General features: G+C 64.8%; 23 protein-coding genes and 1 riboswitch. Of the genes, 16 read left to right on the forward strand and 7 right to left on the reverse strand.

Features of this window, described 5'->3' with window-relative positions:
• Positions 1-101 precede the first annotated feature (101 nt).
• The 5 genes from fliE to A3AC_RS0108145 all read left to right on the forward strand — a co-directional run bounded on the left by fliE (position 102) and on the right by A3AC_RS0108145 (position 3353).
• Entirely contained in the window at positions 102-452 is a 351-nt protein-coding gene (gene fliE, locus A3AC_RS0108125; RefSeq protein WP_025598277.1) for a flagellar hook-basal body complex protein FliE, read from the forward strand.
• Between the two features lie 233 nt (positions 453-685).
• Complete coding sequence (fliS, locus tag A3AC_RS0108130) at positions 686-1120, forward strand: flagellar export chaperone FliS (RefSeq protein ID WP_025598278.1); 435 nt, start codon at positions 686-688, stop codon at positions 1118-1120.
• The gene (locus A3AC_RS0108135) at positions 1117-1443 is read left to right on the forward strand and encodes a flagellar protein FliT (RefSeq protein ID WP_025598279.1); all 327 of its coding nucleotides are present in this window, start codon (positions 1117-1119) and stop codon (positions 1441-1443) included. The genes fliS and A3AC_RS0108135 overlap by 4 nt, the downstream gene beginning before the upstream one ends.
• 78 nt (positions 1444-1521) lie before the next feature.
• Positions 1522-2982, forward strand: coding sequence for a flagellar hook-length control protein FliK (gene fliK / locus A3AC_RS0108140; RefSeq protein WP_025598280.1), 1461 nt, complete (start codon positions 1522-1524; stop codon positions 2980-2982).
• A complete protein-coding gene (locus A3AC_RS0108145) occupies positions 2982-3353 on the forward strand; it encodes an EscU/YscU/HrcU family type III secretion system export apparatus switch protein (protein WP_025598281.1) in 372 nt (123 codons plus the stop codon). Before fliK ends, A3AC_RS0108145 begins: the two co-directional genes overlap by 1 nt.
• A gap of 83 nt (positions 3354-3436) precedes the next feature.
• On the opposite strand, the gene A3AC_RS0108150 is transcribed toward A3AC_RS0108145, so the two are convergent.
• Together A3AC_RS0108150 and A3AC_RS0108155 are read right to left on the reverse strand one after the other, a co-directional pair.
• Positions 3437-4855, reverse strand: a complete 1419-nt coding sequence (locus A3AC_RS0108150) for a coniferyl aldehyde dehydrogenase (RefSeq protein WP_025598282.1) — start codon at positions 4853-4855, stop codon at positions 3437-3439.
• 69 nt (positions 4856-4924) lie between these two features.
• Entirely contained in the window at positions 4925-6634 is a 1710-nt protein-coding gene (locus A3AC_RS0108155; protein WP_025598283.1) for an isovaleryl-CoA dehydrogenase, read from the reverse strand.
• 383 nt (positions 6635-7017) lie between these two features.
• On the opposite strand from A3AC_RS0108155, the gene A3AC_RS0108165 reads away from it, so the two are divergent.
• Positions 7018-8676, forward strand: a complete 1659-nt coding sequence (locus A3AC_RS0108165) for a GMC family oxidoreductase (protein WP_025598285.1) — start codon at positions 7018-7020, stop codon at positions 8674-8676.
• Between the two features lie 27 nt (positions 8677-8703).
• Here A3AC_RS0108165 and A3AC_RS0108170 read toward each other — a convergent pair whose 3' ends face one another.
• Positions 8704-9654 carry a LysR family transcriptional regulator gene (locus A3AC_RS0108170; RefSeq protein WP_025598287.1) on the reverse strand — a complete coding sequence of 317 codons (951 nt, stop codon included), beginning with the start codon at positions 9652-9654 and terminating at the stop codon, positions 8704-8706.
• A 181-nt stretch (positions 9655-9835) separates the two neighbouring features.
• Here A3AC_RS0108170 and A3AC_RS0108175 point away from each other — a divergent pair, with 181 nt between their 5' ends.
• The 10 genes from A3AC_RS0108175 (at position 9836) to A3AC_RS0108220 (ending at position 21020) form a co-directional block, all read left to right on the forward strand.
• Entirely contained in the window at positions 9836-10654 is an 819-nt protein-coding gene (locus tag A3AC_RS0108175; RefSeq protein ID WP_025598288.1) for a glycosyltransferase family 2 protein, read from the forward strand.
• Between the two features lie 148 nt (positions 10655-10802).
• Positions 10803-10940, forward strand: a riboswitch (S-adenosyl-L-homocysteine riboswitch).
• Between the two features lie 32 nt (positions 10941-10972).
• On the forward strand, positions 10973-12394 hold the full coding sequence (gene ahcY / locus A3AC_RS0108180) for an adenosylhomocysteinase (protein WP_025598289.1): 1422 nt from the start codon (positions 10973-10975) through the stop codon (positions 12392-12394).
• Positions 12395-12544: 150 nt separating this feature from the next.
• Positions 12545-12898, forward strand: a complete 354-nt coding sequence (locus tag A3AC_RS0108185) for a phage holin family protein (RefSeq protein ID WP_013340808.1) — start codon at positions 12545-12547, stop codon at positions 12896-12898.
• An 11-nt stretch (positions 12899-12909) separates the two neighbouring features.
• A complete protein-coding gene (gene metF / locus A3AC_RS0108190) occupies positions 12910-13740 on the forward strand; it encodes a methylenetetrahydrofolate reductase [NAD(P)H] (protein WP_025598290.1) in 831 nt (276 codons plus the stop codon).
• Positions 13741-14051: 311 nt separating this feature from the next.
• Positions 14052-15680 (forward strand): ABC transporter substrate-binding protein, encoded by a 1629-nt coding sequence (locus A3AC_RS0108195; protein ID WP_025598291.1) that lies wholly within the window; start codon positions 14052-14054, stop codon positions 15678-15680.
• 150 nt (positions 15681-15830) lie between these two features.
• Entirely contained in the window at positions 15831-16841 is a 1011-nt protein-coding gene (locus A3AC_RS0108200) for an ABC transporter permease subunit (RefSeq protein WP_025598292.1), read from the forward strand.
• Between the two features lie 84 nt (positions 16842-16925).
• Positions 16926-17843: an ABC transporter permease subunit gene (locus tag A3AC_RS0108205; protein WP_025598293.1), complete on the forward strand. Its 918-nt coding sequence runs from the start codon at positions 16926-16928 to the stop codon at positions 17841-17843.
• On the forward strand, positions 17844-18851 hold the full coding sequence (locus A3AC_RS0108210; RefSeq protein ID WP_025598294.1) for an ABC transporter ATP-binding protein: 1008 nt from the start codon (positions 17844-17846) through the stop codon (positions 18849-18851).
• Positions 18848-19867: a peptide ABC transporter ATP-binding protein gene (locus A3AC_RS0108215; RefSeq protein ID WP_025598295.1), complete on the forward strand. Its 1020-nt coding sequence runs from the start codon at positions 18848-18850 to the stop codon at positions 19865-19867. Before A3AC_RS0108210 ends, A3AC_RS0108215 begins: the two co-directional genes overlap by 4 nt.
• A complete protein-coding gene (locus A3AC_RS0108220; protein ID WP_025598296.1) occupies positions 19860-21020 on the forward strand; it encodes a TraB/GumN family protein in 1161 nt (386 codons plus the stop codon). The genes A3AC_RS0108215 and A3AC_RS0108220 overlap by 8 nt, the downstream gene beginning before the upstream one ends.
• A 13-nt stretch (positions 21021-21033) precedes the next feature.
• Here the strand turns inward: A3AC_RS0108220 and A3AC_RS0108225 are convergent, their stop codons facing one another.
• The 4 genes from A3AC_RS0108225 to pxpA all read right to left on the reverse strand — a co-directional run bounded on the left by A3AC_RS0108225 (position 21034) and on the right by pxpA (position 25794).
• Complete coding sequence (locus A3AC_RS0108225) at positions 21034-22845, reverse strand: tetratricopeptide repeat protein (protein ID WP_025598297.1); 1812 nt, start codon at positions 22843-22845, stop codon at positions 21034-21036.
• A 213-nt stretch (positions 22846-23058) separates the two neighbouring features.
• Positions 23059-24015: a DUF979 domain-containing protein gene (locus tag A3AC_RS0108230; RefSeq protein WP_025598298.1), complete on the reverse strand. Its 957-nt coding sequence runs from the start codon at positions 24013-24015 to the stop codon at positions 23059-23061.
• Positions 24012-24761: a DUF969 domain-containing protein gene (locus tag A3AC_RS0108235; RefSeq protein ID WP_025598299.1), complete on the reverse strand. Its 750-nt coding sequence runs from the start codon at positions 24759-24761 to the stop codon at positions 24012-24014. The genes A3AC_RS0108230 and A3AC_RS0108235 overlap by 4 nt, the downstream gene beginning before the upstream one ends.
• 280 nt (positions 24762-25041) lie before the next feature.
• Positions 25042-25794, reverse strand: a complete 753-nt coding sequence (gene pxpA, locus A3AC_RS0108240; protein WP_025598300.1) for a 5-oxoprolinase subunit PxpA — start codon at positions 25792-25794, stop codon at positions 25042-25044.
• Positions 25795-25796: the final 2 nt, after the last annotated feature.

The following is a 25796-nucleotide window of genomic DNA, read 5'->3' on the forward strand; positions in this document are numbered from 1 at the left end:
GTTTCCCCCCTAGTTTCGGGGCTTTCCCCTAAAGCCCGCTGCTATGCTTTCGTCCAGATCGGTACGGTTTGGTCGTGCCGCTCGTCATTACTGGAGAGAACATGACTTTGCCCGTAAACGCGATTTCGTCGGCGCTGCAACAGTTGCATTCGATGGCGGCCCAGGCGGCCGGCGGCAGCACCGCGGCGAGCGGCGCTTCGGCCGCGGGAGAGTCCGGCGCGGCCACGGCCGGCGGCTTTGCGTCGGCGCTCAAGGCCTCGCTGGACAAGATCAGCGGCGATCAGACCAAGGCGATCGGCGAATCGCAGGCGTTTGAGCTTGGCGCGTCGAACGTGTCGCTGAACGACGTGATGGTCGACATGCAGAAGGCCAACGTCGGCTTCCAGTTCGGCCTGCAGGTGCGCAACAAGCTGGTGACCGCCTACAACGACATCATGCAGATGCAGGTGTGAACCCGACTGCGGCCGCGGCGGCAAGGCTGTTCCGCCCGCCCTGGCCGCAACTGCACGCGCGTGCGCGCCGCGTTGGCGCGGGGCGCAGCCTGACCCCTTAATCCTCCTTACACCGGCCTAAAGCTTTTTCGCTGCGTATCCGATAACCAGATACAGGCATGAATCCGGGTTGCGGCGACGTACCCCGATGGGCTGCCACGACCAACCGTAGTTGCAATTGAGGAGGAGCGCCGATGTTTTCCCCAGGACACTCTGGAGCCAATGCGTACGCACGCGTGGGCGTCGAGACAGGGGTGATGGGCGCGAGTCCGCATCGTCTGATCGTGATGTTGTATCAGGGGGCCCGGCAGGCCATCGCGCAGGCGCGCATGCACGTGCAGCAGGGCAATGTGTCCGGTCGTGGAGAGGCGATCGGCAAGGCGATTCAGATCGTCGAAAGCGGGCTGCAACAGTCGCTCAACCTCGAGGTTGGCGGCGAGATTGCGCAGCGGCTGAACGCGCTATATAGCTATATGTCGCGGCGGCTGCTGGAAGCCAATATAAAGGCGAGCGAGGCAATGCTGGTCGAGGTCGACGGTCTGCTGGCGACGCTCGAGGAAGCATGGATCGGGATTGCCCCGGAGATCGCGCGGATGGCGGCTCAGCCGACCGCGGAAAGCATGAGATGACATCGAACGCAGAATATTTTGCCCGCTACGAGGCTATCGCAGCGCTGTCGTGCCGCATGCTGACCGCAGCCCGACGCGCCCTGTGGAACGACCTGGTTCACCTGCAGGAAGAATACCGGCAACTCGTGGATGCGCTGAAAGAGGCGGAGACGGGCGTCAAGCTCGACGAGACGGAGCGCCTGCGCAAGTACGCGCTGATCCGGCAGATCCTCGCCGATGACGCCGCGATCCGCGATCTGGCCAACCCGAGCCTCGCCAAGCTGTCGGCGTTGTTCGGTGGGCGGCCGTCGCGAGTGCTGCAGGAGCTGTACGGCGCGCGCTGAGGACGCCACGAGGCAGTCCCAAGGCGTCCAACTGAATGAATCTGAGCGCGCTGCCGCCAATGTGACCAAGGAATCGGCATGAACGGAATCGACACGGCCCTCGCATCGCTGCTTGCGACCCGCATCGACAGCCTGCTGAACATTGGTCCTGGCAGCGCCGCCACCACGCAGACTGGCGCGGCGGACGTCGAGGAGGCGCCGAACATGGGCGCTCCGGTCGCCCCGCCGGCGCCGCCGCAGCCTTCCGCGCAGACGGCCTTGTCCGCCGTCGCGCTCACGCTCAACGCGATCGTGCGTTCGGGCGGCGAAGCGACTCCGGCGATTGTCGGCCAGACGCCGATCTGGCCCGCCGCTCCCGCGCTCGATGTCGAAGTTGGCGCCTTGCCGCTCTTCGACGCGCCCGCTGCTTCCTACACGACCTCGAACACCGCCGGCTCAGCGGCCACCGCCAATGTCGCGGCGGCGCAGGTGCCCGTGGCGGCGCTCGCGGCCGCGCTCTCGCAGACGGTCAGCGACAGCGGTCTCTTTTACGAAGCGCATCTCGCGCAATGGCTGAGCGGCCAGCGGGCGCCGGAGACACTCGCCGGCGAGACGCAGAACAGGCTCGTCGCCGCAGCCACGCAATTGCCGCTGAACGCGGGCGGCACGGCTGGCGACGCGTCGTCTGCTTCCGCCGCCGCGAGGCCTGGCATGGGCGCGGCGCCGAACGGTTCATCCGGCGCGGCGGGCGCGGGAAATCCGAACGCCGCGAATGCAGCGAATGCCGGAAATGCAGCGGATGCGAATGCCGGCATCAGCGCCGGCCGCGCAATGCCATCGATCGACACCGCGCACGCCGCGCGCTTCGTCGCGGGTGAAGTGCTGGCGAGTTCGCTGTCGGATCTGAACGGTCAGCCGGCGCATGCGGGCTTGCACAACGCGGCCTCGGTAGCCGCCGACGGCAGCGCGGCGCAGACAGCTCAAGCCGCCGCGGTTCATCCCGCGACGGTGCCGCTCGTGCGCCAGCAACTCGATCTGCTGGCAACCGGTCAGTTTCGCTGGACCGGCGAAGCCTGGCCCGGCGCGAAATTCGACTGGACCATCGAGCAGGAAGGCGACGAGTGGGACCGCAGCGGCGGCGGCACGGCAAGCGAAGAAGATCAACCGTGGCGCACGCGCCTCACGCTCTCGCTTCCGACGCTCGGCACCGTCGACGCCGAATTGACCTTGACCGGCATGCGCCTCGTCGCGCGCGTGCAGGCGAGTCCAGGCGGCGCGGCGCGTCTGGCGATGCAGGGCGAGAGCTTTCGTCAGCGGCTCGCGGCGGCGGGCATCCAGTTGCACGGTTTGACGATTCGCGAGATTGGCGGCGGCACGCCCGCCACGGGCGCGGCGGCAGCGGGTGCCGCGGCTGCGGCTCAGGCAGCGGCGTCGGCGTATGCGCGTTCGGCTTCGGCGGGCGCAAGTGCGGCAAGTGCGGCGGCTGCGGCGGCCACCCCGGGCACCGCGTCGGCAAAGAACGCCCGCGCGGCGCTCGACGATTTCGACTGGGACATGTGATGAGCCGCAAACATCGCCGCAGCGCGGCTGCGCTCGTCTACGACGCCCACGGCGGCGACCCGGCGCCGCGCGTGATCGCCAAGGGTTACGGCATGCTCGCCGAGATGATCGTGCAGCGCGCGAAGGAAGCCGGCCTGTATGTGCATGAAGCGCCCGAAATGGTCTCGCTGCTGATGCAGGTGGACCTCGACGCGCGCATTCCGCCGCAGCTGTATCAGGCGGTGGCGGAATTACTGGCGTGGCTGCATCGGCTGGAAAGCGGGGCGGAGCACGAGCCGCCGCACGCCGCGCCGGGCGGCGCGAAGAGCCGCGCCGACGATGTCACGGATGTCGTCGCGGTCGACGTGGATGGAGGCGCGGGCGGGCGTTGATTGGGCGATGATCTGTACGCCACACCAGCCACACCAGCCACACCAGCCAAGCCGGTCCCACCTCCCGCAACCAGGCTCACCGGTCAGAACCGCATCATCAGCTTGAGCAACGCGTTGACGCGCTTGCCGTACGGCGGCGCGATCCATCCGCGCGCGTTCAGACGCGCTTGGGTCAACACTGGCTTCATCTTCGAGAACGTTACGAAGCCTTCGTAGCCGTGATAGGCGCCCATGCCGCTCGCGCCCACTCCGCCGAACGGCAGGCTTTCGCACGCCAGATGCATCAGCGTTTCGTTGATCGCCATGCCGCCCGCGATGGTTTCATGCGTGACGCGCTCGATGGTCGCGGCGTCGTCCGCATACAGATAAAGCGCGAGCGGGCGCGGCCGCGTGTTGATCCAGGCGATGGCGTCGTCGAGCGTGTCATACGGGACGATGGGTAGCAAAGGCCCGAAGATTTCCTCCTGCATCAGCTCGCATGCGGCCGGAGCATTCGTCACGACGATGGGCGGAAAACGGCGGCTCGCGGGGTCGGGCGCACAGTCGGTCAAAGGATGCAGTTGCGCGCCCGCGGCCTCGGCTTCGTCCGCGAGACGCTCAAGCCGCTCGAAGTGCCGCGGCGAAATGATCGACGTGTAATCCGGGTTGTGCGCGAAGCCGGGATACATCTTCGCCATTCGGACGCGCGCCCGGTCGATGAAAGCCTGCTCCTTGCCGCGCGGCACCAGCACGTAGTCCGGCGCGACGCAGGTCTGCCCGGCGTTAAGCGTTTTTCCGGCGATCAGGTTATCCACGGCATTGTCAAAACGCGCGTGCGTGCCGATGATCGCCGGCGACTTGCCGCCGAGCTCCAGCGTGACCGGCGTCAGGTTCGCGGCCGCCGCGCGCATCACTTCATGACCGACTTTGGTCGACCCGGTGAACAGCAAATGATCGAAGGGCTGCGCGCTGAACGCGGCGGCGAGCCCGGCGTCGCCATTCACCACAGCGACGTGATCGCGTGCAAGGGTCTCGCCGATCAACTGCTCGAACAACGCGGACGTGCGCGGCGTCAGTTCGGACATCTTGACGATCGCGCGATTGCCCGCGGTGAGCGCGCTGACCAGCGGCCCGGCGGCCAGCAGGACCGGATAATTCCACGGCACGATAATGCCGACCACGCCGAGCGGCTGCGGCACTACTTTCGCGCGGGCCGGCAAGAGCCACTTGTTGGTGCTGCGGCGCTGCGCTCTCATCCACCGTTTGCCGTGACGCAGCGCGGCGTCGATTTCCTCCTTCACCAGCAGGAATTCAGCGAGCAGCACCTCCTGTTTCGCACGATTGCCGAAGTCGGCGCTCATCGCGTTGGCGAGCGCGTCGCGGTTATCGAGCAGCACTTTGCGCAGCGCTTTCAGATGCGCCGCGCGTGTTTCCCACGACGGATATGGCGCGCGCAAATATGCATGGCGCTGCTCACGAAGCAGCGCTTCGAGCGCGGCGATTTCGGGCAAATCGTTCTTCATTTTTAGCCAGGCCCTGATGAAAGTGCGCGCTCGGATTGCGCGCTTATTGATGTTTTCGGCGTTTGAATTTCAAGTTGGAAAAGCGCGATCGATGATCGCCGCATGATCGAACGTGGCGGGTAGCGTGCCGTACACGCGGCCGCTTTCGCCACAGCCGTCCGCGAGACGCGTCGCGATGAAGGCCTCGGCGACAGCGGCGGGCGCATGCTTGACGAGCAGCGTGGCCTGCGCGATGAGCACGATTTGCTGCGCGATGCGCCGCCCCAAACTCTCGCGGTGTTCTGCGGGCCCAGCCAAGGTCGCGGCGAGTTTGCCGAGCGCGGCGCTCAACGCCGGATGCGCGGCGGCATCGGCCTGCCATTGGGCGAAAAGCGCCTGCGCCGCTTCCGGTTCACGTTCCATCGCGCGCAGCACGTCGAGGCACATCACGTTGCCCGAGCCTTCCCAGATGGAGTTGACGGGCGCCTCGCGATAGAAGCGCGCCATCGGGCCAGTTTCGACATAACCGTTGCCGCCCCACACTTCCATCGCTTCACCGGTGAATTCGAGCGTTCGCTTGCACACCCAGTATTTGGCGGCCGGCGTCACGATCCGCCGCCACGCGCGCTCGGTGAGCGCGGCCGTCGAAGTGGCGGTGGAGGTTGCCGGCGCGGCGTCGGCGGATTGCTCGAACGCCCGCGCGAGCCGCATGAACAGCACCGTGGCCGCTTCCGATTCGAGCGCGAGGTCCGCAAGCACGTTGCGCATCAACGGTTGATCGGCGAGATTGCGGCCAAACGCGCTGCGGTGGCGCGCATGATGGACGGCCTGCACGAGCGCCGCGCGCATCAGCGCCGCGCTGCCGATCACGCAATCGAGCCGCGTGTAATTGGCCATTTCGATGATGGTCGGCACGCCGCGTCCTTCGTCGCCGATCATGATGCCGAACGCGTCGAGGAATTCGACTTCGCTGCTGGCGTTCGAGCGATTGCCGAGCTTGTCTTTCAGGCGCTGGATCTGCACGGCGTTCTTGCTGCCGTCCGGCGTGAAGCGCGGCACGAAGAAGCACGACAGGCCCACGTGATCATGCGTGCGCGCCAGCACCAGATGAGCGTCGCATTGCGGCGCCGAGAAAAACCATTTGTGGCCGACCAGTTCATAAGCCCCGCCGCGACCGCCGGCGGCGATCGCGCGTGCCTGGGTCTGGTTGCTGCGCACGTCCGAGCCACCCTGTTTTTCGGTCATGCCCATGCCGATCATCGCGGAAGTCTTTTGCGCGAGCGGTATGTCGCGTGGATCGTGCTCGCGCGCATACAGCTTGTCGCGCAGCGTGTCGAACAGTTGAGGTTCGCGCTGCAAAACCGGAATGCTCGCGAACGTCATGGTCAACGGGCACAGCGAGCCTGATTCGATCTGCGCGTGCAGGAAATAGCCAGCGCAACGGGCGGCCATTGCGCCGGGCCGCGGGTCCGAGAACGGCAGCGCGTGAAGCCCCTCGCGACGCAGCAGCGCAAGCAGTTCATGCCACGCGGGGTGAAACTCCAGCGCGTCGATTCTTTCGCCGCGCGGGCTGTGCGTGACCAGCTCGGGCGCGTGACGGTTGGCTAGCTCGGCGAGCGCGAGCGTGTCCGGAGTGGTGAGCGCCGCGCCGTGGCGCAGCAGGGCGTCGCGATGCCATGCAGCGCCGTCGCGTTCGACAGCGTCCGAGAGCGCGGCGTCGGTGGAAAAAAGGTTGTAGTCCGCTAGCGGCGGCACCTGATTGGTGACCTCGTGAGTCTGGCCGAAGCTATGGCGTTGCATCTGCTGTCTCCGTTTACCGCAGGTTCGCGGCAGGCTCGTCGGCGCGCTTTATCGCGCGGCATGGTGCGTCTTCGGTGCGTCTTCCGTTCGCATTGCAGGCGCGGTCGCGGCATGAATTCGCGCTGCGCCGTTTGATCGCCGCGTGTCTGCCGCGCGTTGAAAGCGCACCGCGCGCGAGCCGCTGTTTGAATGCCGCGAGCGGCCGTCCGGCGGCGCCTGCGGGGTCTTTCATCATAGGGGCGCGGGGGCGCTTACGTTTAGAGTAATCGCTCTGACGCGAAGCTGCCGCGGCATGGGAAGCCTACCTACAATGCCGGGAAACACACGTAGACAAGTGTGCACGAGACAGGGCGCGCGGACAACGCGGCCCATCAGGAGGAGCGATGGAATACGACTACATCATCGTAGGTGCCGGCTCGGGCGGCTGCGCGCTCGCGAGCCGTCTCGCGGACAACTGTCCAGACGCGACGATCGCGCTGATCGAAGCGGGCCCGCACACGAAGCGCAACCTGCTCGTCAATATGCCGGTGGGCGTCGCGGCGGTGGTGCCGAAGAAGCTGAAGACGAACTATGGCTATCTGACGACACCGCAACCGGGTCTGGCCGGCCGGCGAGGCTACCAGCCGCGCGGGCGCGGCTTCGGCGGATCGAGTGCGATCAACGCGATGATCTACACGCGCGGCCATCCGCTCGATTACGACGAATGGGCGCAACTCGGCTGCGAAGGCTGGTCATGGCAGGACGTGCTGCCGTATTTCCGCCGCGCCGAGGGCAACGAGCGCGGCGCGAACGCGTGGCACGGCGACAGTGGGCCGCTGACCGTGTCGGACCTGCGCTATCGCAATCCGTTTTCGAAGCGTTTCGTGCAGGCCGCGCTGGAAGCGGGCTACAAGCCGAACGACGACTTCAACGGCGCGGATCAGGAGGGCATTGGCTTCTATCAAGTCACGCAGCGCGATGGCCGGCGTTGCAGCGCGGCGCGCGCGTATATCTACGACCGCGAGCGCGCCAATCTGCACACTATCGCGGACGCCACCGTGTTGCGCGTGGTCTTCAGGGACAAGCGCGCGAGCGGCGTGGAAGTGGTGCGGGGCGGCCGTCGCGAAACGCTGACGGCGCGCGCCGAAGTCGTGCTGGCGGCGGGCGCGTTCAATTCGCCGCAACTGCTGATGTGTTCCGGCGTCGGACCGGCCGCGCATCTGCAGGCGCATGGCATCGAGGTATTGCACGACGCGCCGGAGGTCGGCCAGAACCTGATCGATCACGTCGATTTCACGATCAACAAGCGCGTGTCGTCGATCGAGCCGACCGGCTTCTCCGTGCGCGGCATCGCGCGAATGGTGCCGCAGTTCGTCGCTTTCATGCGCCATGGCCGCGGCATGCTGTCGAGCAATGTCGCGGAGGCCGGCGGCTTTCTGAAGAGCAAACCGACAGTCGAGCGGCCCGACCTTCAGCTGCACTTCTGCGCGGCTCTCGTCGACGACCATAACCGGCACATGCATTGGGGCCACGGCTACTCGCTGCATGTCTGTGTGCTGCGGCCCTTCAGCCGCGGCACCGTGACGCTCGCGAGCGCAGATGCGCGCACGGCGCCGGTGATCGATCCGCGTTTTTTCAGCGATTCGCGCGATCTCGATCTGCTGGTGGAAGGCGTGCAGATGGCGCGGCGCATTCTCGACGCGCCGTCGCTCGCGGTGCACGGCGGCCGCGAGCTTTACACGCGGCCCGGACAGACCGGCGAGCAATTGCGCCGGACCATCGCCGAGCACGCGGACACGATCTATCACCCGGTCGCCACCTGCCGGATGGGCGGCGACGCGCGTTCGGTGGTGGATCCGCAATTGCGTGTGCGAGGTGTTGCGGGGCTGCGGATCGTCGATGCATCGGTGATGCCGACGTTGATCGGCGGCAACACGAATTCGCCCACGGTGATGATTGGCGAACGCGCGGCCGAGCTGATTGCGGCGAGCCGCAGGGAGCCGCAAGCGATGGAATTGCAAGGCGTGGCGGCGGCGACCGCGCCGGCCGCCAGCGCCGCGTGAGCGCGTGCCCGCCGCCACCTGAAGACGCTATTCCGGCCGCACCACCTGAAGCGGCGCGGCGATGCCGGTCAGGCCGAGCATCAGATCGTCGCCGGCGCGGCCGGGCAGAGTTTCGCGAGCGACTTCCAGCCAGGCGCGCGCAGCGTGCGATAGATAGCCGTCGCGGCGCCAGCCAATCGCCATCTCCCAGGGAATTTCCGGCGTGACGACCGGCCGGCAGGTGAACTGCGCAGCATCGAGCCGCCGGCAATACGGCGCGGGCAACAGCGCAATGCCGACGCCGGCGAGCACGAGCGCCGCCATGAAGTCCCAATGACCACTGCGCCCGACGATAGTCGGCGCAAAGCCAGCCGCGCGGCACGCGCTTAGCACCACGTCGTTGAGCGCGAGGCTCTCGCCGTAGAACACGAAGGGCTCGTTCGCGAGCTCCGCAAGCGGCACTTCGCGCAACTCGTCCCACTGTGAGCCGGTGCGTGCCACGAGCCACAGCAACTGGCGCGTGATCGGCAGCACCTCGATATTCTCCGGGTCGACTGGCTGCAGCACGCCGCCGAGCTCGAGTTCACCGTTGATCAGCGCGGTCTCGATGGCGCGCGACCCTTGCTCGAACAGCTTCAACTCGATTTTTGGATAACGCTGGCGGAAGGTGGCGATGGCGGGCGTGAAGAGCGACCCGCCCATCGGCGGAATGCCGATGGTGAGTTCGCCGCGCCCCAGCGTGCCGAGGTCGTTCAGCTCCGCCTGCAACTGCGCGTGCGCGGCCAGCACCTCCTGGCCCCGCTGATAGACGATGCGCCCGGCGTCCGTGAGCACCATCTGCCGTCCGTCGCGCAGCAGCAGCGGCGAGCCGATCTCGTCCTCGAGCGACTTCACCATCTTGCTGATGGTGGGTTGGGTGACGAACATCTGCTCGGCGGCGACAGTGAAGCTCTGCTGACGAACGACTTCGACGAAATAGCGCAGCGCACGCAGTTCCACGGTCGGCTCCAGATTCCAAATTGGAATGAATCGGACGATTGTAAGTCATGCTTTTTATGGCGGCGAGGGCGCGCGGCGCCTTCTGGACCTGGCTCAACGTGCCGCGCTTTATCGGGATGAACCGGGCGCCGCGCGCGCTACCATCGCCGCTTTCCGCGATGGCCGCCCGCCGCTCCCTCTTATGACGTCCGCTTCCGGTATCAGCATTGTCATTCCCTGCTACAACGGCGCGTCGACGCTCGCTCGCGCGCTGCGAAGCTGCAGCCGGCAGCCGGAGGCCGCGCAGATTATCGTGGTGGACGACGCTTCGACCGACTCCTCCGCGGACCTCGTGCTCGACTACGCGCGCTCGGACCCGCGTGTTCAGCTGCTGCACATGCCTGAAAACGGCGGCGCGGCGCGGGCGCGCAACTGGGGCGCGCTGCACGCGTCGCACGACCTGCTCGCCTTTCTCGATGCCGACGACGAATATCTGCCCGGCGCACTGGCCGCGGCCAACGCATTCTTCGCGCAGAACCCGGCGCAGGTGTCGGTGCGGCTCGACGTCGAGTATGTTGGCTTTCCCGCTGAAATCTGCGCGCATCCCGACTTTGCGCAGCACGCGGCGACGCTCAGCAATACAGTGCCGAGCAGTCTTGTCATGCGACGGGCGGCGTTTGCGGCGCTCGGCGGCTTTCCGATGGATGACGCCTTTCGCCGTCTCGGCGGCGAGGACGGCGCGTTTTCGTGGGCACTGCGCGAGGTGTTCGGCAACCCGCGTCTGCAGGACGCGAAGCGCGTGCGCATGCATTACCACGCGGGCATTCATGCCGAGCGCTATTTCCGGATCGCGTTCGGCTGGCTCACGCCCGATCCCGCCGACGTCGCTGACGCGTTCTGCTTTTCGCAGCGCTTTCTCGAAAGGGCGCGAGCGGGCATCGGGCAAGTACGCGGCGCGTGCATCAACGCAGAAACTGCCGCGCACGCGGCAGGCGGCACGCGGCACGCGGCGCCGCTGTGACGTAAGCGCCGGATGAAAGTGGCTGCGGACTCGCCGGGCGCCCGCAGCCTCTGCTGACGTCAGACGCCCAGACACAGTCGGCAACCGGCACCGTTACACCCGAATCCGCGCGCCCCACCGTCATCCCGATTTGCTACAATCGCCGTTCGTCTTCGAGGAGCGTTGCGACGGGTACCGCGAATTCCGCATATTCGCCGGCCGCCCGCCAGGCTCGAAGGCTTCAATCGGAGGGCTGGATGCGCTGTCGCGCAGTCCCATCCACCGCATCGAACCGCGCTCACGTCAAATTTCTAGTCACTACTTAGAAAGGAGGGCGTGATGAACGCCGCAGTTATCGATTCCCAAAATTCCCAGGACTACCTCGTTGCCGACATGTCGCTTGCCGACTGGGGTCGCAAGGAACTCACGATTGCAGAGACGGAAATGCCCGGCCTCATGCAGACGCGCGACGAATACAAGGCGCAGCAGCCGCTGAAGGGCGCGCGCATCGCCGGTTCGCTGCACATGACGATCCAGACCGGCGTGCTGATCGAAACGCTGACCGCGCTGGGCGCGGACGTGCGCTGGGCGTCGTGCAACATCTTCTCGACGCAGGACCATGCGGCCGCCGCCATTGCCAAGGCCGGCACGCCGGTGTTCGCGTTCAAGGGCGAGTCGCTCGACGAATACTGGGAGTTCTCGCACCGCATCTTCGAATGGCCGAACGGCGAGTTCGCCAACATGATTCTCGACGACGGCGGCGACGCAACGCTGCTGCTGATTCTCGGCTCGAAGGCGGAGAAAGACCGCTCGGTGATCGCCAAGCCGACCAACGAGGAAGAAGTTGCGCTGTACAAGTCGATCGAGCGTCATCTGGACGCCGATCCGACGTGGTATTCCACGCGCCTCGCGCACATCAAGGGCGTGACCGAAGAAACCACGACCGGCGTCCATCGCCTGTACCAGATGGAGAAGGAAGGCCGCCTGCCGTTCCCGGCGATCAACGTCAACGACTCGGTCACCAAGTCGAAGTTCGACAACCTGTATGGCTGCCGCGAGTCGCTCGTCGACGGCATCAAGCGTGCGACCGACGTGATGATCGCGGGCAAGATCGCGGTCGTGGCCGGTTATGGCGACGTGGGCAAGGGCTGCGCGCAATCGCTGCGCGGCTTGGGCGCGACGGTGTGGGTCACGGAAATCGACCCGATCTGCGCACTTCAAGCAGCAATGGAAGGCTACCGCGTGGTGACCATGGAATACGCGGCTGACAAGGCCGACATTTTCGTGACGGCGACCGGCAACTACCATGTGATCAACCACGATCACATGAAGGCGATGCGCCACAACGCGATTGTCTGCAACATCGGTCACTTCGATTCGGAAATTGACGTGGCGTCGACCCGCCAGTATCAGTGGGAAAACATCAAGCCGCAAGTCGACCACATCATTTTCCCCGACGGCAAGCGCGTGATCCTGCTGGCCGAAGGCCGCCTCGTGAACCTGGGTTGCGCGACGGGCCACCCGTCGTTTGTGATGTCGAACTCGTTCACGAATCAGACGCTCGCGCAGATCGAACTGTTCACGCAAGGCGGAAAGTACGAGAACCGCGTGTACGTGCTGCCGAAGCACCTGGACGAGAAGGTGGCGCGCCTGCATCTGGCGCGCATCGGCGCACAGCTGACCGAGCTGTCGGACGCGCAGGCGAGCTACATCGGCGTCGAAAAGAACGGTCCGTTCAAGCCGAATCACTACCGCTACTAAGCACGTGCTGCTGGCATGCCTGCCGCGCGCGAGCGCGCGGGCTGCCCGAAAGCATGACGGTATGACGACGGGGCGGCGCGCATGCGCCGCTTTCTTCGGCATGCCCGCTCCCTATCGTTTACCGGACATTCTGCCTGCAAGGAGCTTTACATGACCGTGCTGCTGACCTGGCTGATCAATGCGCTGGCGCTCCTGATCATCACCTACCTCGTTCCGTCGATCCACATCCGCAGTTTCGGCACCGCGCTGATCGTCGCGGTGGTGCTCGGCCTGATCAATACGATCCTGCGGCCGGTGCTGATCTTGTTGACGCTGCCCGTCACGATTCTCACGCTCGGGCTCTTCATTCTGGTGGTCAACGCGCTGTGCTTCTGGCTGTGCGCGTCGCTGCTGAAGGGTTTCGAAGTATCGGGGTTCTGGTCGGCGTTCTTCGGCTCGATTCTGTACAGCATCGTTTCATGGCTGCTGTCCGCGCTCATTTTCGGCAACCGCAGTCTCGGTTGACATACTGAATCATGAACCCGATCGAACTTTCATTCGAATTCTTCCCGCCGAAGACGCAGGAAGGCGTCGACAAGCTGCGCGCGACGCGTGCGCAACTCGCGCTGCTCAAGCCCAAGTTCGTGTCCGTCACGTTCGGCGCCGGCGGCTCGACGCAACAGGGCACGCTCGATACCGTCGTCGAGATGGCGAAGGAAGGGCTCGAGGCCGCGCCGCACCTGTCGTGCATCGGCTCTTCAAAAGAGAGCCTGCGCGCGATTCTCAACCAGTACCGCGCGCATGGCATCCGCCATATCGTCGCGCTGCGCGGCGATCTGCCGTCCGGCATGGGCGAGGTCGGCGAATTGCGTTATGCGTCGGAACTGGTGAGCTTTATCCGCGCCGAGTTCGGCGACTGGTTCTGGATCGAGGTGGCCGGCTATCCGGAATACCACCCGCAGTCGCGCTCGCCGCGTCACGATCTGGAAAACTTCGCCCGCAAGGTGAAGGCCGGCGCCAATTCGGCGATCACGCAGTATTTCTTCAATGCGGACGCGTACTTCCGTTTCGTCGACGACGCAAGGAAGCTCGGCGTCGACGTGCCGATCGTGCCGGGCATCATGCCGATCACGAACTTCTCGCAGCTTATGCGCTTTTCGGAGATGTGCGGCGCGGAAGTGCCGCGCTGGATCGCGCGCCGGCTAGAGAGCTTCGGCGACGACCGCGAGTCGATCCGCGCCTTCGGGCTGGACGTCGTGACTGACCTGTGCCGACGGCTGATCGACGCGAAGGTGCCGGGCTTGCACTTCTATACGCTCAATGGCGCGGCGGCGACCAAGGCGATTTGTGAGCGGTTGAAGGGCTGAGCGGCCATAGCACTGGCGCCTTTTTGATGTTTGTCCTTGCCAGAGCGTCGTGCGGATCAATGCGCGGCGGCTCTGGCAAGTTGTCTTTGTCTGACGCCGTTCGCAAAACCCCCAATCAGTACAACCGCAACGGATTCCCCACGAATCCCGCCCATGTCCTACTCTGAAAGTCATTCGAAAGAGGCTACTAAATATCCGCCGAGGTGCGCTGGCAACGGCGTCGCGGATAATTTCCTCTGCTTGTGACACCGGGGAAAGCTCAGTAATATCGCGCTACGCTGGCGTCAGCCAGCCCCGAACCTGGAGGAAACATGAAGCAAAACAATCTGTTGCGCGCCGCGCGTGTTACGACGCTCGTCGCAGCTGCAGCGGCATCGATGCTGGGCGCAAGCGTCGCGCGGGCTGAGATTCCGAACAAAACCCTGGTCTACTGCTCAGAAGGCAGCCCCGCGGGTTTCGATCCGGCCCAATACACCACGGGCACCGATTTCACGGCCAACACGTTCACCGTCTATAACCGGCTCGTCGAGTTCGAGCGCGGCGGCACCAAGGTCGAACCGGGCCTCGCCGAAAAGTGGGACGTCTCCGCAGACGGCAAGACGTACACGTTCCATCTGCGTCATGGCGTGAAGTTCCAGACCACGTCGTTCTTCAAGCCCACGCGCGAATTCAACGCGGACGACGTCGTGTTCACGTTCGAGCGCATGCTCGACACGAATCAGCCGTTCCGCAAGGCGTACGCGGTGCAGTTCCCGTACTTCACCGACATGGGCCTCGACAAGCTGATCACCAAAGTCGAAAAGGTCGATCCGTACACGGTCAAGTTCACGCTGAAGGAAGTCAACGCGCCGTTCATCCAGAACATGGCGATGGAGTATGCGTCGATCCTGTCCGCCGAATACGGCGACCAGTTGCTGAAGGCCGGCAAGGCCGCGGACATCAACCAGTTCCCGGTCGGCACGGGCCCGTTCATCTTCCGCAGCTATACCAAAGACGCGACCATCCGTTTCGACGGCAATCCGGATTACTGGAAGCCGAACGCGGTCAAGATCTCGAAGCTGATCTTCTCGATCACGCCGGACGCCGGCGTGCGCGTGCAGAAACTGAAGCGCGACGAATGCCAGGTGATGAGCTATCCGCGTCCCGCCGACATCGCGCCGCTCAAGTCGGAAGCCAACATCGCGATGCCCTCACAGCCGGGCTTCAACCTCGGCTATCTCGCGTACAACGTATCGCATAAGCCGGTCGACAAGGTCGAAGTGCGTCAGGCGCTCGATATGGCGATCAACAAGAAGGCGATCATCGACTCGGTGTATCAGGGCGCCGGCCAGGCCGCCACGAACCCAATGCCGCCGACCCAATGGTCCTATGACAAGAACCTGAAGGCCGCATCGTTCGACTCCGAAAAGGCCAAGGCGCTGCTGGCGAAGGCCGGTTATCCCAACGGCTTCGACATCACGCTTTGGGCAATGCCGGTGCAACGCGCCTACAACCCGAACGCGCGCCTGATGGCGGAAATGATCCAGGCCGACTGGGCCAAGATCGGCGTGAAGGCGAAGATTGTCACATACGAGTGGGGTGAGTACATCAAGCGCGCTCACGCAGGTGAGGACGACACGATGCTGATCGGCTGGACGGGCGACAATGGCGATCCGGACAACTGGCTCGGCACGCTGCTCGGCTGCGAAGCGGTGAACGGCAACAACTTCTCCAAGTGGTGCTACAAGCCGTTCGACGACCTGATCCAGAAGGGCCGCTCCACGTCCGATCAGGGCGCGCGCACCACGGCATACACGCAGGCGCAGCAGATTTTCGCGCAGCAACTGCCGTTTTCGCCGATCGCTCACTCGACCGTTTATCAGCCTGTCAGCAAGAAGGTGGTCGATATGCGCATCGAGCCGCTCGGCTATGCCCGCTTCGACGGCGTCAGCGTCAAGTAAGGCACCCGGCAACATGTCGGGCAAGTCGTAAAATTCGCGCAGTACGCTTTTCGCACGGTTAGAAAACTGGTCGAAATGGTCCGGCGACCGGGGTCACGAGCCCTCGTCGCCGGTTGCGTTTTTTCTTCATCAAGACCATAGGGACGAACCATGTTCCGCTTTGTTTTGCGCCGCATAGGCATGGTGATACCGACGTTCATCGGCATCACGATCCTTGCATTCGCGCTGATTCACCTCATACCGGGCGATCCCATCGAAGTGATGATGGGCGAGCGCGGCGTCGATCCCGCCATGCATGCCGCTGCCATGCACCGGCTAGGGCTCGACGAACCGCTGCCCATGCAGTATGTCCACTACATCGGTCGCGCGCTGCATGGCGACCTCGGCACCTCCATCATCACCAACACCAGCGTCATGGGCGAATTTCTCGCCCGCTTCCCCGCCACCGTTGAACTGTCGATCTGCGCGATGCTGTTTGCGCTCGTCGTCGGCCTGCCGGCGGGCGTGTTCGCGGCGCTCAGGCGCGGCACGGCCGTGGATCACGGCGTGATGGGCACGGCGCTCACCGGCTATTCGATGCCGATCTTCTGGTGGGGCTTGATCCTCATCATGGTGTTCTCGGTGAAGCTCGGCTGGACGCCGGTGTCGGGCCGCATCGCGGTCGAATACGACATTCCGCACGTGACCGGCTTCATGCTGATCGACGCGATGATGTCCACCGACGAAGGCGCGTTCAAATCCGCATTGAGCCATCTGATCCTGCCGGCCATCGTGCTCGGCACGATTCCGCTCGCGGTCGTCGCGCGCATGACGCGCTCTTCGATGCTCGAAGTGCTGCGCGAGGACTACATCCGCACCGCTCGCGCGAAGGGTTTGTCGCCAGGCCGTGTGATCGTCGTGCATGCGTTGCGCAATGCGCTGATTCCGGTCGTGACGGTGATCGGTCTGCAGGTCGGCACGTTGCTCGCGGGCGCCGTGCTGACGGAGACGCTGTTTTCGTGGCCCGGCATCGGCAAGTGGCTGATCGACGCAATTGGCCGCCGCGACTATCCGGTCGTGCAGGGCGGCATCCTGATGATCGCCACGCTGGTGATTTTCGTGAATCTCGTCGTCGATCTGCTGTACGGCGTGCTCAACCCGCGCATCCGCCATACGAGGTGATTACATGAACCCCCACGCTCACTCACGTTCGCTGCCCCCCGAGGGGGCGCATGCCTCCCTTGAGGCGGCTCTGCGGGAGGCATGATGGCAGACATCCAAAACACAGTCCCCACCGCAGTCACTCCGCCGAGTGGCCGCGCTATCGCCGCCCGCGAGTTCTGGGCAAATTTTTCGCGTAATCGCGGCGCGGTCGGCGCCGGAATCGTCGTCCTGCTGTTGATCGTCGTGGCGATTTTCGCGCCGCTCATCGCGCCGCATAGCCCGATCGAACAGTACCGCGAGTTCGTGAAGATTCCGCCGGCATGGCTTGAAGGCGGCAACTGGAAGTTCATTCTCGGCACCGACGAAGCGGGCCGCGACATCCTCTCGCGTCTGATGTACGGCGCGCGGCTGTCGTTCTGGATCGGCTTCGTTTCAGTGGTGCTCGCGCTGATTCCGGGCATCGTGCTCGGGCTCATCGCGGCATTCTTCGAGAAATGGGCCGACACGCCGATCATGCGCATCATGGACGTGCTGCTCGCGCTGCCTTCGCTGCTGCTCGCAGTCGCGGTCGTCGCGATCATTGGTCCCGGCCTCGTCAATACGATGCTGGCGATTGCGATCGTTGCATTGCCTGGCTACGTGCGTTTGACGCGCGCGTCGGCGCAAGGCGAGTTGCAGAAGGAATACGTGACGGCTTCGCGCGTGGCGGGCGCCGGCACGTTGCGCCTGATGTTCTCGCAAGTGCTGCCCAACTGCACGGCGCCATTGATCGTGCAGGCCACGCTCGGCTTTTCGTCGGCGATTCTGGACGCGGCCGCGCTCGGCTTTCTCGGCCTCGGCGTGCAACCGCCGTCGGCGGAGTGGGGCGCCATGCTTGCTTCGGCGCGCGACTACATCGACAGCGCATGGTGGATCGTCACGATGCCTGGTTTGTCCATCCTGATCTCGGTGCTCGCGATCAACCTGCTCGGCGACGGGCTGCGCGACGCACTCGATCCGAAACTCAAACGGATGGCATAAATGAGCAATAACCTACTGACCATCCGCAATCTCGCGGTGAACTTCAACGGCTTGCCCGCTGTCGACCGTATCAATCTCGACGTCGCGCCGGGTGAAGTGCTCGGCGTCGTCGGCGAATCGGGCTCCGGCAAGAGCGTGACGATGATGGCGCTGATGGGCCTGATCGACGCGCCCGGCAAGGTCACCGCCGACGAAATCACGTTCAACGGCCGCGATCTGCTGAAGGCATCGGCGAAGGAACGCCGCAAGATCATCGGCAAAGATATCGCGATGGTGTTCCAGGACGCGCTTACCAGTCTCAACCCGAGCTACACGGTCGGCTATCAGATCAAGGAAGTGCTGAAGCTGCACGAAGGCCTGCGCGGCGCCGCGCTCGACAAACGCGCGCTCGAACTGCTCGACCAGGTCGGCATTCCGGACGCGAAGAGCCGCATTGGTGCGTTTCCGCATCAGATGTCGGGCGGCATGAATCAGCGCGTGATGATTGCGATGGCGATTGCCTGCAACCCGAAGCTGCTGATCGCCGACGAGCCGACCACCGCGCTCGACGTGACGATCCAGGCGCAGATCATGGAACTGCTGATGCGCTTGCAGAAAGAGCGCGGCATGGCGCTCGTGCTGATCTCGCACGACCTCGCGGTGGTGTCCGAAGTCGCGCAGCGCGTTGCGGTCATGTACGCTGGCGAAGTGATCGAAACCAACAAGGTGCCGGACATCTTCGCGGCGCCTCATCATCCGTACACGGAAGCACTGCTCGCCGCGATTCCCGAGCACAACGTGGGCGCAGTGCGGCTCGCCGCGCTGCCGGGCATGGTGCCGGGGCGCGACGATCGTCCGAAAGGCTGTCTCTTTGCGCCGCGCTGCAAGTACATGGTCGACGACTGCAACAAGGGACGCCCCGCGCTCGCGCCCATGCAAGGTCACGCCGAAGTCGCGCGCGTGCGCTGCATCAAACCCCTGAACCTCGCCGGCGACGCGAACGTTCACACCCATGGAGGCGCACGATGAATGCAGTACCCGAAACGCGGCGCCAGTCGGACCATGCGGGCGATCACGTGCTGGTCGCCGACAAGCTCGCGCGTTACTACACGGTCAAGCGCGGCATGTTCGCAACGGGCACGGTCAAGGCGCTGAACGGCGTGTCGTTCGCGCTCGAACGCGGCAAGACCCTCGCGGTGGTCGGCGAATCCGGCTGCGGCAAATCGACGCTCGCGCGCCAGCTAACCATGATCGAATCGCCCAGTGCGGGCCGTCTTTTGATCGACGGTGAAGACGTGGCCGGCGCCGATCACGCGAAGATCGCCGCGCTGCGGCGGCGCGTGCAGATGGTGTTCCAGAACCCGTTTGCGTCGCTCAATCCGCGCAAGACGGTCGAGCAGACGCTGGGCGAACCGCTTGCCATCAACACGCAACTGAGCGCAACAGAACGCGCAGAACGCATCGCGCAGATGATGCGCACGGTCGGTCTGCGTCCAGAACATGCAAAGCGTTATCCGCATATGTTCTCGGGCGGCCAGCGTCAGCGTGTAGCGATTGCGCGCGCGATGATTCTGGACCCGCAGATCGTGGTTGCCGACGAGCCCGTGTCAGCGCTCGACGTGTCCATCCAGGCGCAGATTCTGAATCTCTTCATGGATCTGCAGCAGGAGTTCAAGACCAGCTACGTGTTCATCTCGCACAATCTGTCGGTAGTCGAGCATATTGCTGACGACGTGATGGTGATGTACTTCGGCGGCGTGGCGGAACTCGGTGACAAGAAGCGGATTTTCTCGAAGCCGCGGCATCCATACACGCGCGCGTTGATGTCGGCGACGCCGTCCATCTTCGAAGCGGATCGCACCATCAAGATCAAGCTGCAAGGTGAAATGCCGTCGCCGCTGAATCCGCCGTCGGGTTGTACGTTCCATCAACGCTGCCCGTATGTGATCGACCGCTGCCGCAGCGAGGAACCGAAGCTGCGTGAAGTGGATGGCCGTCTGGTGTCGTGTCACCGCGCCGAGGAGGTGGGGGACGTGGATGCCTGATGCGCTGGCGGCGCGTCGTCCTGCGCGCCGCTCGCGTGAAGGCGGCCGCCGCGCTGCCTTCATGCCACGCTTACGGGCGCGCGCACTGAACGGTGCCGCGCTCGTCGGCGTTTTCTGTTGCTGTGCCGTGCTGTCGGATGCCGTCCATGCGGCCGGCGCGGCGGCCAATACCCCTGCTGTATCCACCGATGCCAGCGCCAAAGGTGCGCGCCCGACGGTCCCGCTGCCGCATTCGCCGCCGCCGCGCGCCGCGCTGCCCGGCTTCAATCCGCCGCCCGCTACGCCGGGCACGACTGCGAGCGGTCCCGTGCGTTTGCAGCCGGCGCGCATGCCGTTCTATGTCGCGACGCGCGGCACCACGACCGTTTACGTGCTCGGCACGCTGCATGTGGGCGATCCCGCCGACTATCCGGCGCCCCAGCCGTTTCGTCCGCCGATCATGGGCGCCCTGGCCGCCTCGCCGACACTCGCACTGGAGCTCTCGCCCGACGAACTGCTCGTCTCGCAAGACGACGTCTCGAAGTACGGCGTATGTCGGCGCGACTGTCTGCCTGGCTTGCTGCCCGAGCCGCTGTGGCGCAAGCTCGCGTTGCGTCTGCGCGGCAATCCCGCGGCGCTGGATGAAATCAAGAAGATGCGGCCGTGGCTCGCCTCGCTGCTGGTGGAAACCTACGATTCGTTGAGCGCCGGTTTGCAGACCGAATACGGCACGGAGGCGCAATTGCAGAACGTTTATCTGCGCACACGCGGCAAAATTGTCGGTCTGGAGACGTTGCCGCAGCAGATGCGCGCGTTCACCGGTCTCACGCTCGCGCAGCAACGTGAAATGCTCGCGCAGGACCTCGTGCAGACGCCGGCGCAAAACGTCGAAGACGTACGCACCTTGCACCGCCTGTGGCGTGTGGGCGATGCCGATGCGATCGCCGCGTGGGAGGCCGCGAAAGCGGAAAAGCTGGCGCGCGACAAGCGCGTTTCAGATTCGATTGACGAGAGAATCGTCTATGCGCGCAACCGGCGTTTTGTCTCGCGGATGCTGCAGATCGCTGCGCCGAACAAGCCGGTGTTTGTGGCGATTGGCGCGTTGCATCTCGGCGGACGCAAAGGCGTGCTGCAGTTGCTGCGCCAGCACGGCTTCGTGGTGGAGGCGGGCTGACACGAAGCGAGGGCTACGGCGCTCGCTCCATGCCTTTCAATGCTCGCACCACTTCGCTCACGACGCCCGCCCATTCCCCCAACACCTGCTGCCTGAAGAGCCGCATTCCCGGATACCACGGCGAGTCGCTGCGGGCTTGCAGCCAGCGCCAGTCGGAATTGGCCGGCAGCAGCAGCCACACCGGTTTGCCGAGCGCGCCGGCCAGATGGGCGACGGCGGTATCGACGGCAATTACCAGGTCAAGGTTCACGATGAGCGCAGCGGTGTCCTCGAAGTCGTCCAGCTCATCGCTGAAGTCATGCGCGCGCAACGCCTGCGGTGCGTCGGCCAGTTGCGCGTGCGCCGGGCCTTTTTGCAACGGATACCAACTCACATTTGCGGCATCGGCAATCGGATGCAGGTCCGAAAGCGCCATCGACCGATAGCGGTCGTTGCCGAACGTGGGGCTGCCCGCCCATACCAGCCCGATCTTGCGGTTCGTGTTGCCGCTTGTCTCCAGCTTCTTTCGCCAGGCCTCCACCTTCGCGTTGTCTGCGAACAGGTACGGTACTGCCGCCGGAATGATGGCGAGTTCCGTGCCGACGCATGACGGCACGCTCATCATCGGCACCCAGAAGTCGTATTCCGCGCCCGGCTTGCCGGCGAACGCGCGATGCACGCCGGGCACCCGTTCCGCAAGACGTAGCAAGGGCTCGCGCGCGCATACATCCACTATCGCGCCGCGTTCGTGCAGCACGCGCGCGTAGCGCAGGAACTGGAAGTGGTCGCCGAAACCCTGCTCGCCGACGATCAGCAAGCGGCGCCCTTCGAGCGGCTCGCCGCGCCATTCGGCCACGCCTGCCACCGCGAGCGCGTCGTAATCGCTCTTGCGCCAGCGCCGCGCAAACTCGGCCCAGCCTTGCCGGTAGTCGCCCTGCTTGAGGAGCAGCCATGCGAGGTTCTGATGCGCATCCGCGTAGTTCGGATCTTGCGCCAGGGCCTTGCGATAGAACGCTTCTTCTTCGTCGAGCCGCCCCTGTGCGCCGAGCGATCCGCCGAGGCACACCAGGTTGGTGGGATTCGGCTTCAGCGCGACCGCGCGCCGGTAATGCGCCTCGGCACCCGCATAGTCCCCGCGCTTGCCGACGGCGCTGCCCAGGTTGACGTGCGCCTCGGCGTAATCCGGCTTGAGCGCGAGCGCGCGCTCGAAGCTGGCCACCGCGGCCTCATGCTGGCCCTGCGCGTTGTACGCATTGCCCGCGTTGAAGTGCGCCTCCGCCGACGCCGGATCAAGCAGCAACGCGTCGCGATAACATGCGAGCGCTTCCGTGAAACGGCCAAGCTTGCCGAGCGCCGTGCCGAGGTTCAGGTGCGCGTCGACGAGTGCGGGGTTCGACGTAATGGCCAGCCGGTACTGTTCGACCGCGTCATTGAACGCGCCTTGTGCCTGCAAGGCCACGCCGAAGTTGTTGCGCGCATCGGCGAAATCGGGCTGTAGCTGCAACGCCTGGTCATAACAGATGGTGGCTTCTTCCAGACGCCCGAGCGCGGCGGCGGCGAGGCCGCGGTTGCTCCAGCAGGCCGCGTCCTGCCGGTCGTGCTTGAGCGCCTGGCTCATGAGCGTGGCGGCTGCTTCGTGCTGTCCGCGCTGATAGTGCAGTACGCCAAAGTAATGCAAGGCGCGGGTATTGGCGGGGTCCAGCGCGAGGATTTCACGGTAGATGGAGTCGGCGGTGCCGAGGCGGCCGGCCTGATGCGCGTCGAGCGCGGCATTGACGAGCGAAGCGACGTTGGACGGCGGTGGCGGCGCGGTGCGTCCGCCGGGACGCTGTGATTGACGTTCCATGGAAGCCTGCAGGAAGAACCACGGCGGCGCGCGTTGCACGCGCCCGCGCGTGTGGATGGGAGATCGTCCTGCATCTTATGGTCGGTCTCATGGGCCGACGTTCGGATGCATCCCATTTCCGTTGCAGGTTTTTCCTGTTCGAGGCGCTTCGCCGGTGTGCCGCGGAAACGTCGCGCGACACACCGGAAACTGCTGGTTTTTTACTGCAATGTCTTACATGAACATCAGGAAGTTAAGCAGGAAGATGTTCACCACCAGCAGCGTCAGCGCAGTCGGAATCTGCACCTTGATCACCGCGTTCTTATCCGGCAGTTCGAGCAGCGCCGCCGGCACCATGTTGAAGTTGGCGGCCATTGGCGTCATCAGCGTGCCGCAGTAGCCGGAGAACATGCCGATCGCCACCATGACGGCCGGGTTGCCGTGGAACACGCCGACCAGGATCGGTACGCCGACGCCGCCCGTCATCACCGGGAAAGCGGCAAAGCCGTTGCCCATCACCATCGTGAAGAGCGCCATGCCTATGCAGTACACGGCCACCGCAATGAAGCGGTAATCGAGGCTGATGTACGCGGTGGTCACGTGCGCGACGGCCTTGCCGACGCCCGCATCCGAAAACACGAGGCCCAGCATGCCGAGCATCTGCGGCAGCACCGCGGCCCACGAAAGCGCGTCGACGAGGCGGCGCGCTTCCTTCATCGACTGGCCGACGGTGTCGCGCGTCAGCACGCACGCAATGGCGAGCGCGATCACGCAGCCAATGCCGAAGCCGATCAGCGTGACGTTGGCCTTTTCGATTAGCGGCATGCCGCCGAACACCAGGTGGCTCGCCGACAACGTGACGATCACCGTGATCACCGGAATCGTCAGCGCAGGCACGAAGAGCTTGTTGCGAAGGCGCGCGGCGCTCGCCTTGCGCGCTTCGAGCGACAGCACTTTGGGCTTGCCCGCGGTGACGCCGCCAAAGCCGGCGATCAACGCCATGACGATCACCGCGGCGCCGACTACGGCGGGCGGCAGCTTGTCGCCGATCAGAAAGATCAGCGCGTAGAGAATCCAGAAACCGCCGGCCGTGAGGCGGCGCGGATGCTCCTTGTCGGTGACGATCATGCCGCCGATGATCAGCAGCACCACGCCCAGCAGCCAGAACAGATAGGTAATGGTGAGCGTCATGCTTTGTCTCCTGCAGCCGATTGCGCCGGCGATACGGCGGCGTTACCCGCGTTGGCATTGCCGCGCAATTCGCGGTCGAGCTTGCGGTCGAGCAGATACAGGCGCAAGCCGTGAATCAGGAACGCGCAGACAGCAGTGGGAATGCCCCACACCGCCACATGAATCGGCTCGACGATGATGCCCGCTTCCTTCAGGAAGGTGGTCATTAGCACGATCGCGCCGAACGCGACGAAAATGTCTTCGCCGAAAAAGAGACCCACGTTGTCCGTGGCCGCCGAGAAGGCCCGCAGCTTGAAGCGCACCGCGTCGCTGATCTTGCCGAAACGCGTTTCGGTCGCACCTTCGGCCATCGGCGCGATGAGCGGACGCACCATCTGCGGATGCCCGCCGAGACCCGTCAGACCGACCGCCGCGGTCAGTTCGCGCACGAGCAGATAAACGATCAGCAGACGCCCGGCCGTGGCGGCCTTGATGCCGCTGATCCAGGTCTGCGCGCGCTCGCGCAGGCCGTGCCGTTCGAGCAGGCCGATCACCGCGAGCGGCAGCAGAATGATCAACGGAATGTTGCGCGTCTTGATGAAGCCGGTGCCGATCTCCGCGAGGATTTTCTCAGGCGGGAAGTGCGCGGCGAGCCCTGTGCCGATGGCGGCAACCGCCACGATCAGCATCGGATTGAACCGCAATAAAAAGCCAACGATGATGATGGCCACGCCGATGAGCGGCCATAAACTGACTGTTGTCTGCATCTGGATCTCCAAACAGGTTTCAACCTCGCCGCTTGTGGCGGCCAACATGGGCCGACGCGTGGCGATCCGCGCGCCGTCTTGTTTCCGCGGCTCTTGGCGGCCGCGTTGCTACGCACTGCAACTTCATCTGCGACTACTAACTGCAACTGCGATAAAAAATCGACTGCGGAGGCGAGGACGGCAAATCACGCCCAAGCCTCCCGCACCTGGCGAACGCCCCGCGTGGAGCGGGGCGTTGGTTGGACCTTCAAGGCATGATCGGAAGAGACTCTCGCCGGCGTCAGACGCTGGCGGCGCCGGCCGCATGCACTTCGATACCGGCCTCTTCGAGCGCGCTGCGGATGCGTCGGGCAAACGCGAGCGCGTGCGGGCCGTCGCCGTGCAGACAAATGGTCTGCGCGTGGAGCGGCACCCACTGGCCGTCGACGGCGCGCACACGCTGCTCGCGCACCATCGCGAGCGTGCGTTCGAGCACCTCGTCTTCATCGTCGAGCAGCGCGCCCGGTTCCTTGCGCGGCACCAGCGAGCCGTCGGCGCGATAGCCGCGATCGGCGAAGACTTCTTCGATGGCGGTCAAGCCCGCCTCGCGCGCGGCCGTCACGAGCCCGCTGTTGGCGAGCGCGAACACCGCCACCGACGGGTCGAAGTCATGCACGGCCGAAACGATTGCATCCGCGATCTTCGGGTCGCGCGCGGCCTGGTTGTAAAGCGCGCCATGCGGCTTGACGTGTGCGATGCGCCCGCCCTCGGCCTGCGCGATCGCCGACAGTGCGCCGAGCTGATACAGCACGCCCGCGTAGATTTCACTCGCCGGCAAGTCCATTTCCTTGCGGCCGAAATTCTCGGGATCGTTGAAGCTCGGATGCGCACCGATCGACACGCCTTTCTGCACCGCCCAGCGCACGCAGTCGCGCATCGCCTTCGCACCGCCCGCATGCCATCCGCACGCAATGTTCGCGGAACTGACGAGGTCGAGCAGCGCCTCGTCGGAGCCGCAGCCTTCGCCGAGATCGGCGTTCAGATCGATTTCCATGA

Origin of the sequence: Burkholderia sp. WSM2230, from assembly GCF_000472445.1 — a bacterium.
Lineage (GTDB): Bacteria > Pseudomonadota > Gammaproteobacteria > Burkholderiales > Burkholderiaceae > Paraburkholderia.

Bases quoted from the DNA above. Each gene is read 5' to 3' on its own strand.
- fliE (WP_025598277.1), top strand. From the start codon at position 102: ATGACTTTGCCCGTAAACGCGATTTCGTCGGCGCTGCAACAGTTGCAT.
- A3AC_RS0108225 (WP_025598297.1), bottom strand. From the start codon at position 22,845: ATGGAACGTCAATCACAGCGTCCCGGCGGACGCACCGCGCCGCCACCG.
- A3AC_RS0108185 (WP_013340808.1), top strand. From the start codon at position 12,545: ATGACCGTGCTGCTGACCTGGCTGATCAATGCGCTGGCGCTCCTGATC.
- A3AC_RS0108220 (WP_025598296.1), top strand. From the start codon at position 19,860: ATGCCTGATGCGCTGGCGGCGCGTCGTCCTGCGCGCCGCTCGCGTGAA.
- A3AC_RS0108175 (WP_025598288.1), top strand. From the start codon at position 9,836: ATGACGTCCGCTTCCGGTATCAGCATTGTCATTCCCTGCTACAACGGC.
- metF (WP_025598290.1), top strand. From the start codon at position 12,910: ATGAACCCGATCGAACTTTCATTCGAATTCTTCCCGCCGAAGACGCAG.
- A3AC_RS0108235 (WP_025598299.1), bottom strand. From the start codon at position 24,761: ATGCAGACAACAGTCAGTTTATGGCCGCTCATCGGCGTGGCCATCATC.
- fliK (WP_025598280.1), top strand. From the start codon at position 1,522: ATGAACGGAATCGACACGGCCCTCGCATCGCTGCTTGCGACCCGCATC.
- A3AC_RS0108135 (WP_025598279.1), top strand. From the start codon at position 1,117: ATGACATCGAACGCAGAATATTTTGCCCGCTACGAGGCTATCGCAGCG.
- fliS (WP_025598278.1), top strand. From the start codon at position 686: ATGTTTTCCCCAGGACACTCTGGAGCCAATGCGTACGCACGCGTGGGC.
- A3AC_RS0108200 (WP_025598292.1), top strand. From the start codon at position 15,831: ATGTTCCGCTTTGTTTTGCGCCGCATAGGCATGGTGATACCGACGTTC.
- A3AC_RS0108215 (WP_025598295.1), top strand. From the start codon at position 18,848: ATGAATGCAGTACCCGAAACGCGGCGCCAGTCGGACCATGCGGGCGAT.
- A3AC_RS0108145 (WP_025598281.1), top strand. From the start codon at position 2,982: ATGAGCCGCAAACATCGCCGCAGCGCGGCTGCGCTCGTCTACGACGCC.
- A3AC_RS0108230 (WP_025598298.1), bottom strand. From the start codon at position 24,015: ATGACGCTCACCATTACCTATCTGTTCTGGCTGCTGGGCGTGGTGCTG.
- A3AC_RS0108205 (WP_025598293.1), top strand. From the start codon at position 16,926: ATGGCAGACATCCAAAACACAGTCCCCACCGCAGTCACTCCGCCGAGT.
- A3AC_RS0108210 (WP_025598294.1), top strand. From the start codon at position 17,844: ATGAGCAATAACCTACTGACCATCCGCAATCTCGCGGTGAACTTCAAC.
- A3AC_RS0108155 (WP_025598283.1), bottom strand. From the start codon at position 6,634: ATGCAACGCCATAGCTTCGGCCAGACTCACGAGGTCACCAATCAGGTG.
- A3AC_RS0108195 (WP_025598291.1), top strand. From the start codon at position 14,052: ATGAAGCAAAACAATCTGTTGCGCGCCGCGCGTGTTACGACGCTCGTC.
- ahcY (WP_025598289.1), top strand. From the start codon at position 10,973: ATGAACGCCGCAGTTATCGATTCCCAAAATTCCCAGGACTACCTCGTT.
- A3AC_RS0108165 (WP_025598285.1), top strand. From the start codon at position 7,018: ATGGAATACGACTACATCATCGTAGGTGCCGGCTCGGGCGGCTGCGCG.
- A3AC_RS0108150 (WP_025598282.1), bottom strand. From the start codon at position 4,855: ATGAAGAACGATTTGCCCGAAATCGCCGCGCTCGAAGCGCTGCTTCGT.
- pxpA (WP_025598300.1), bottom strand. From the start codon at position 25,794: ATGGAAATCGATCTGAACGCCGATCTCGGCGAAGGCTGCGGCTCCGAC.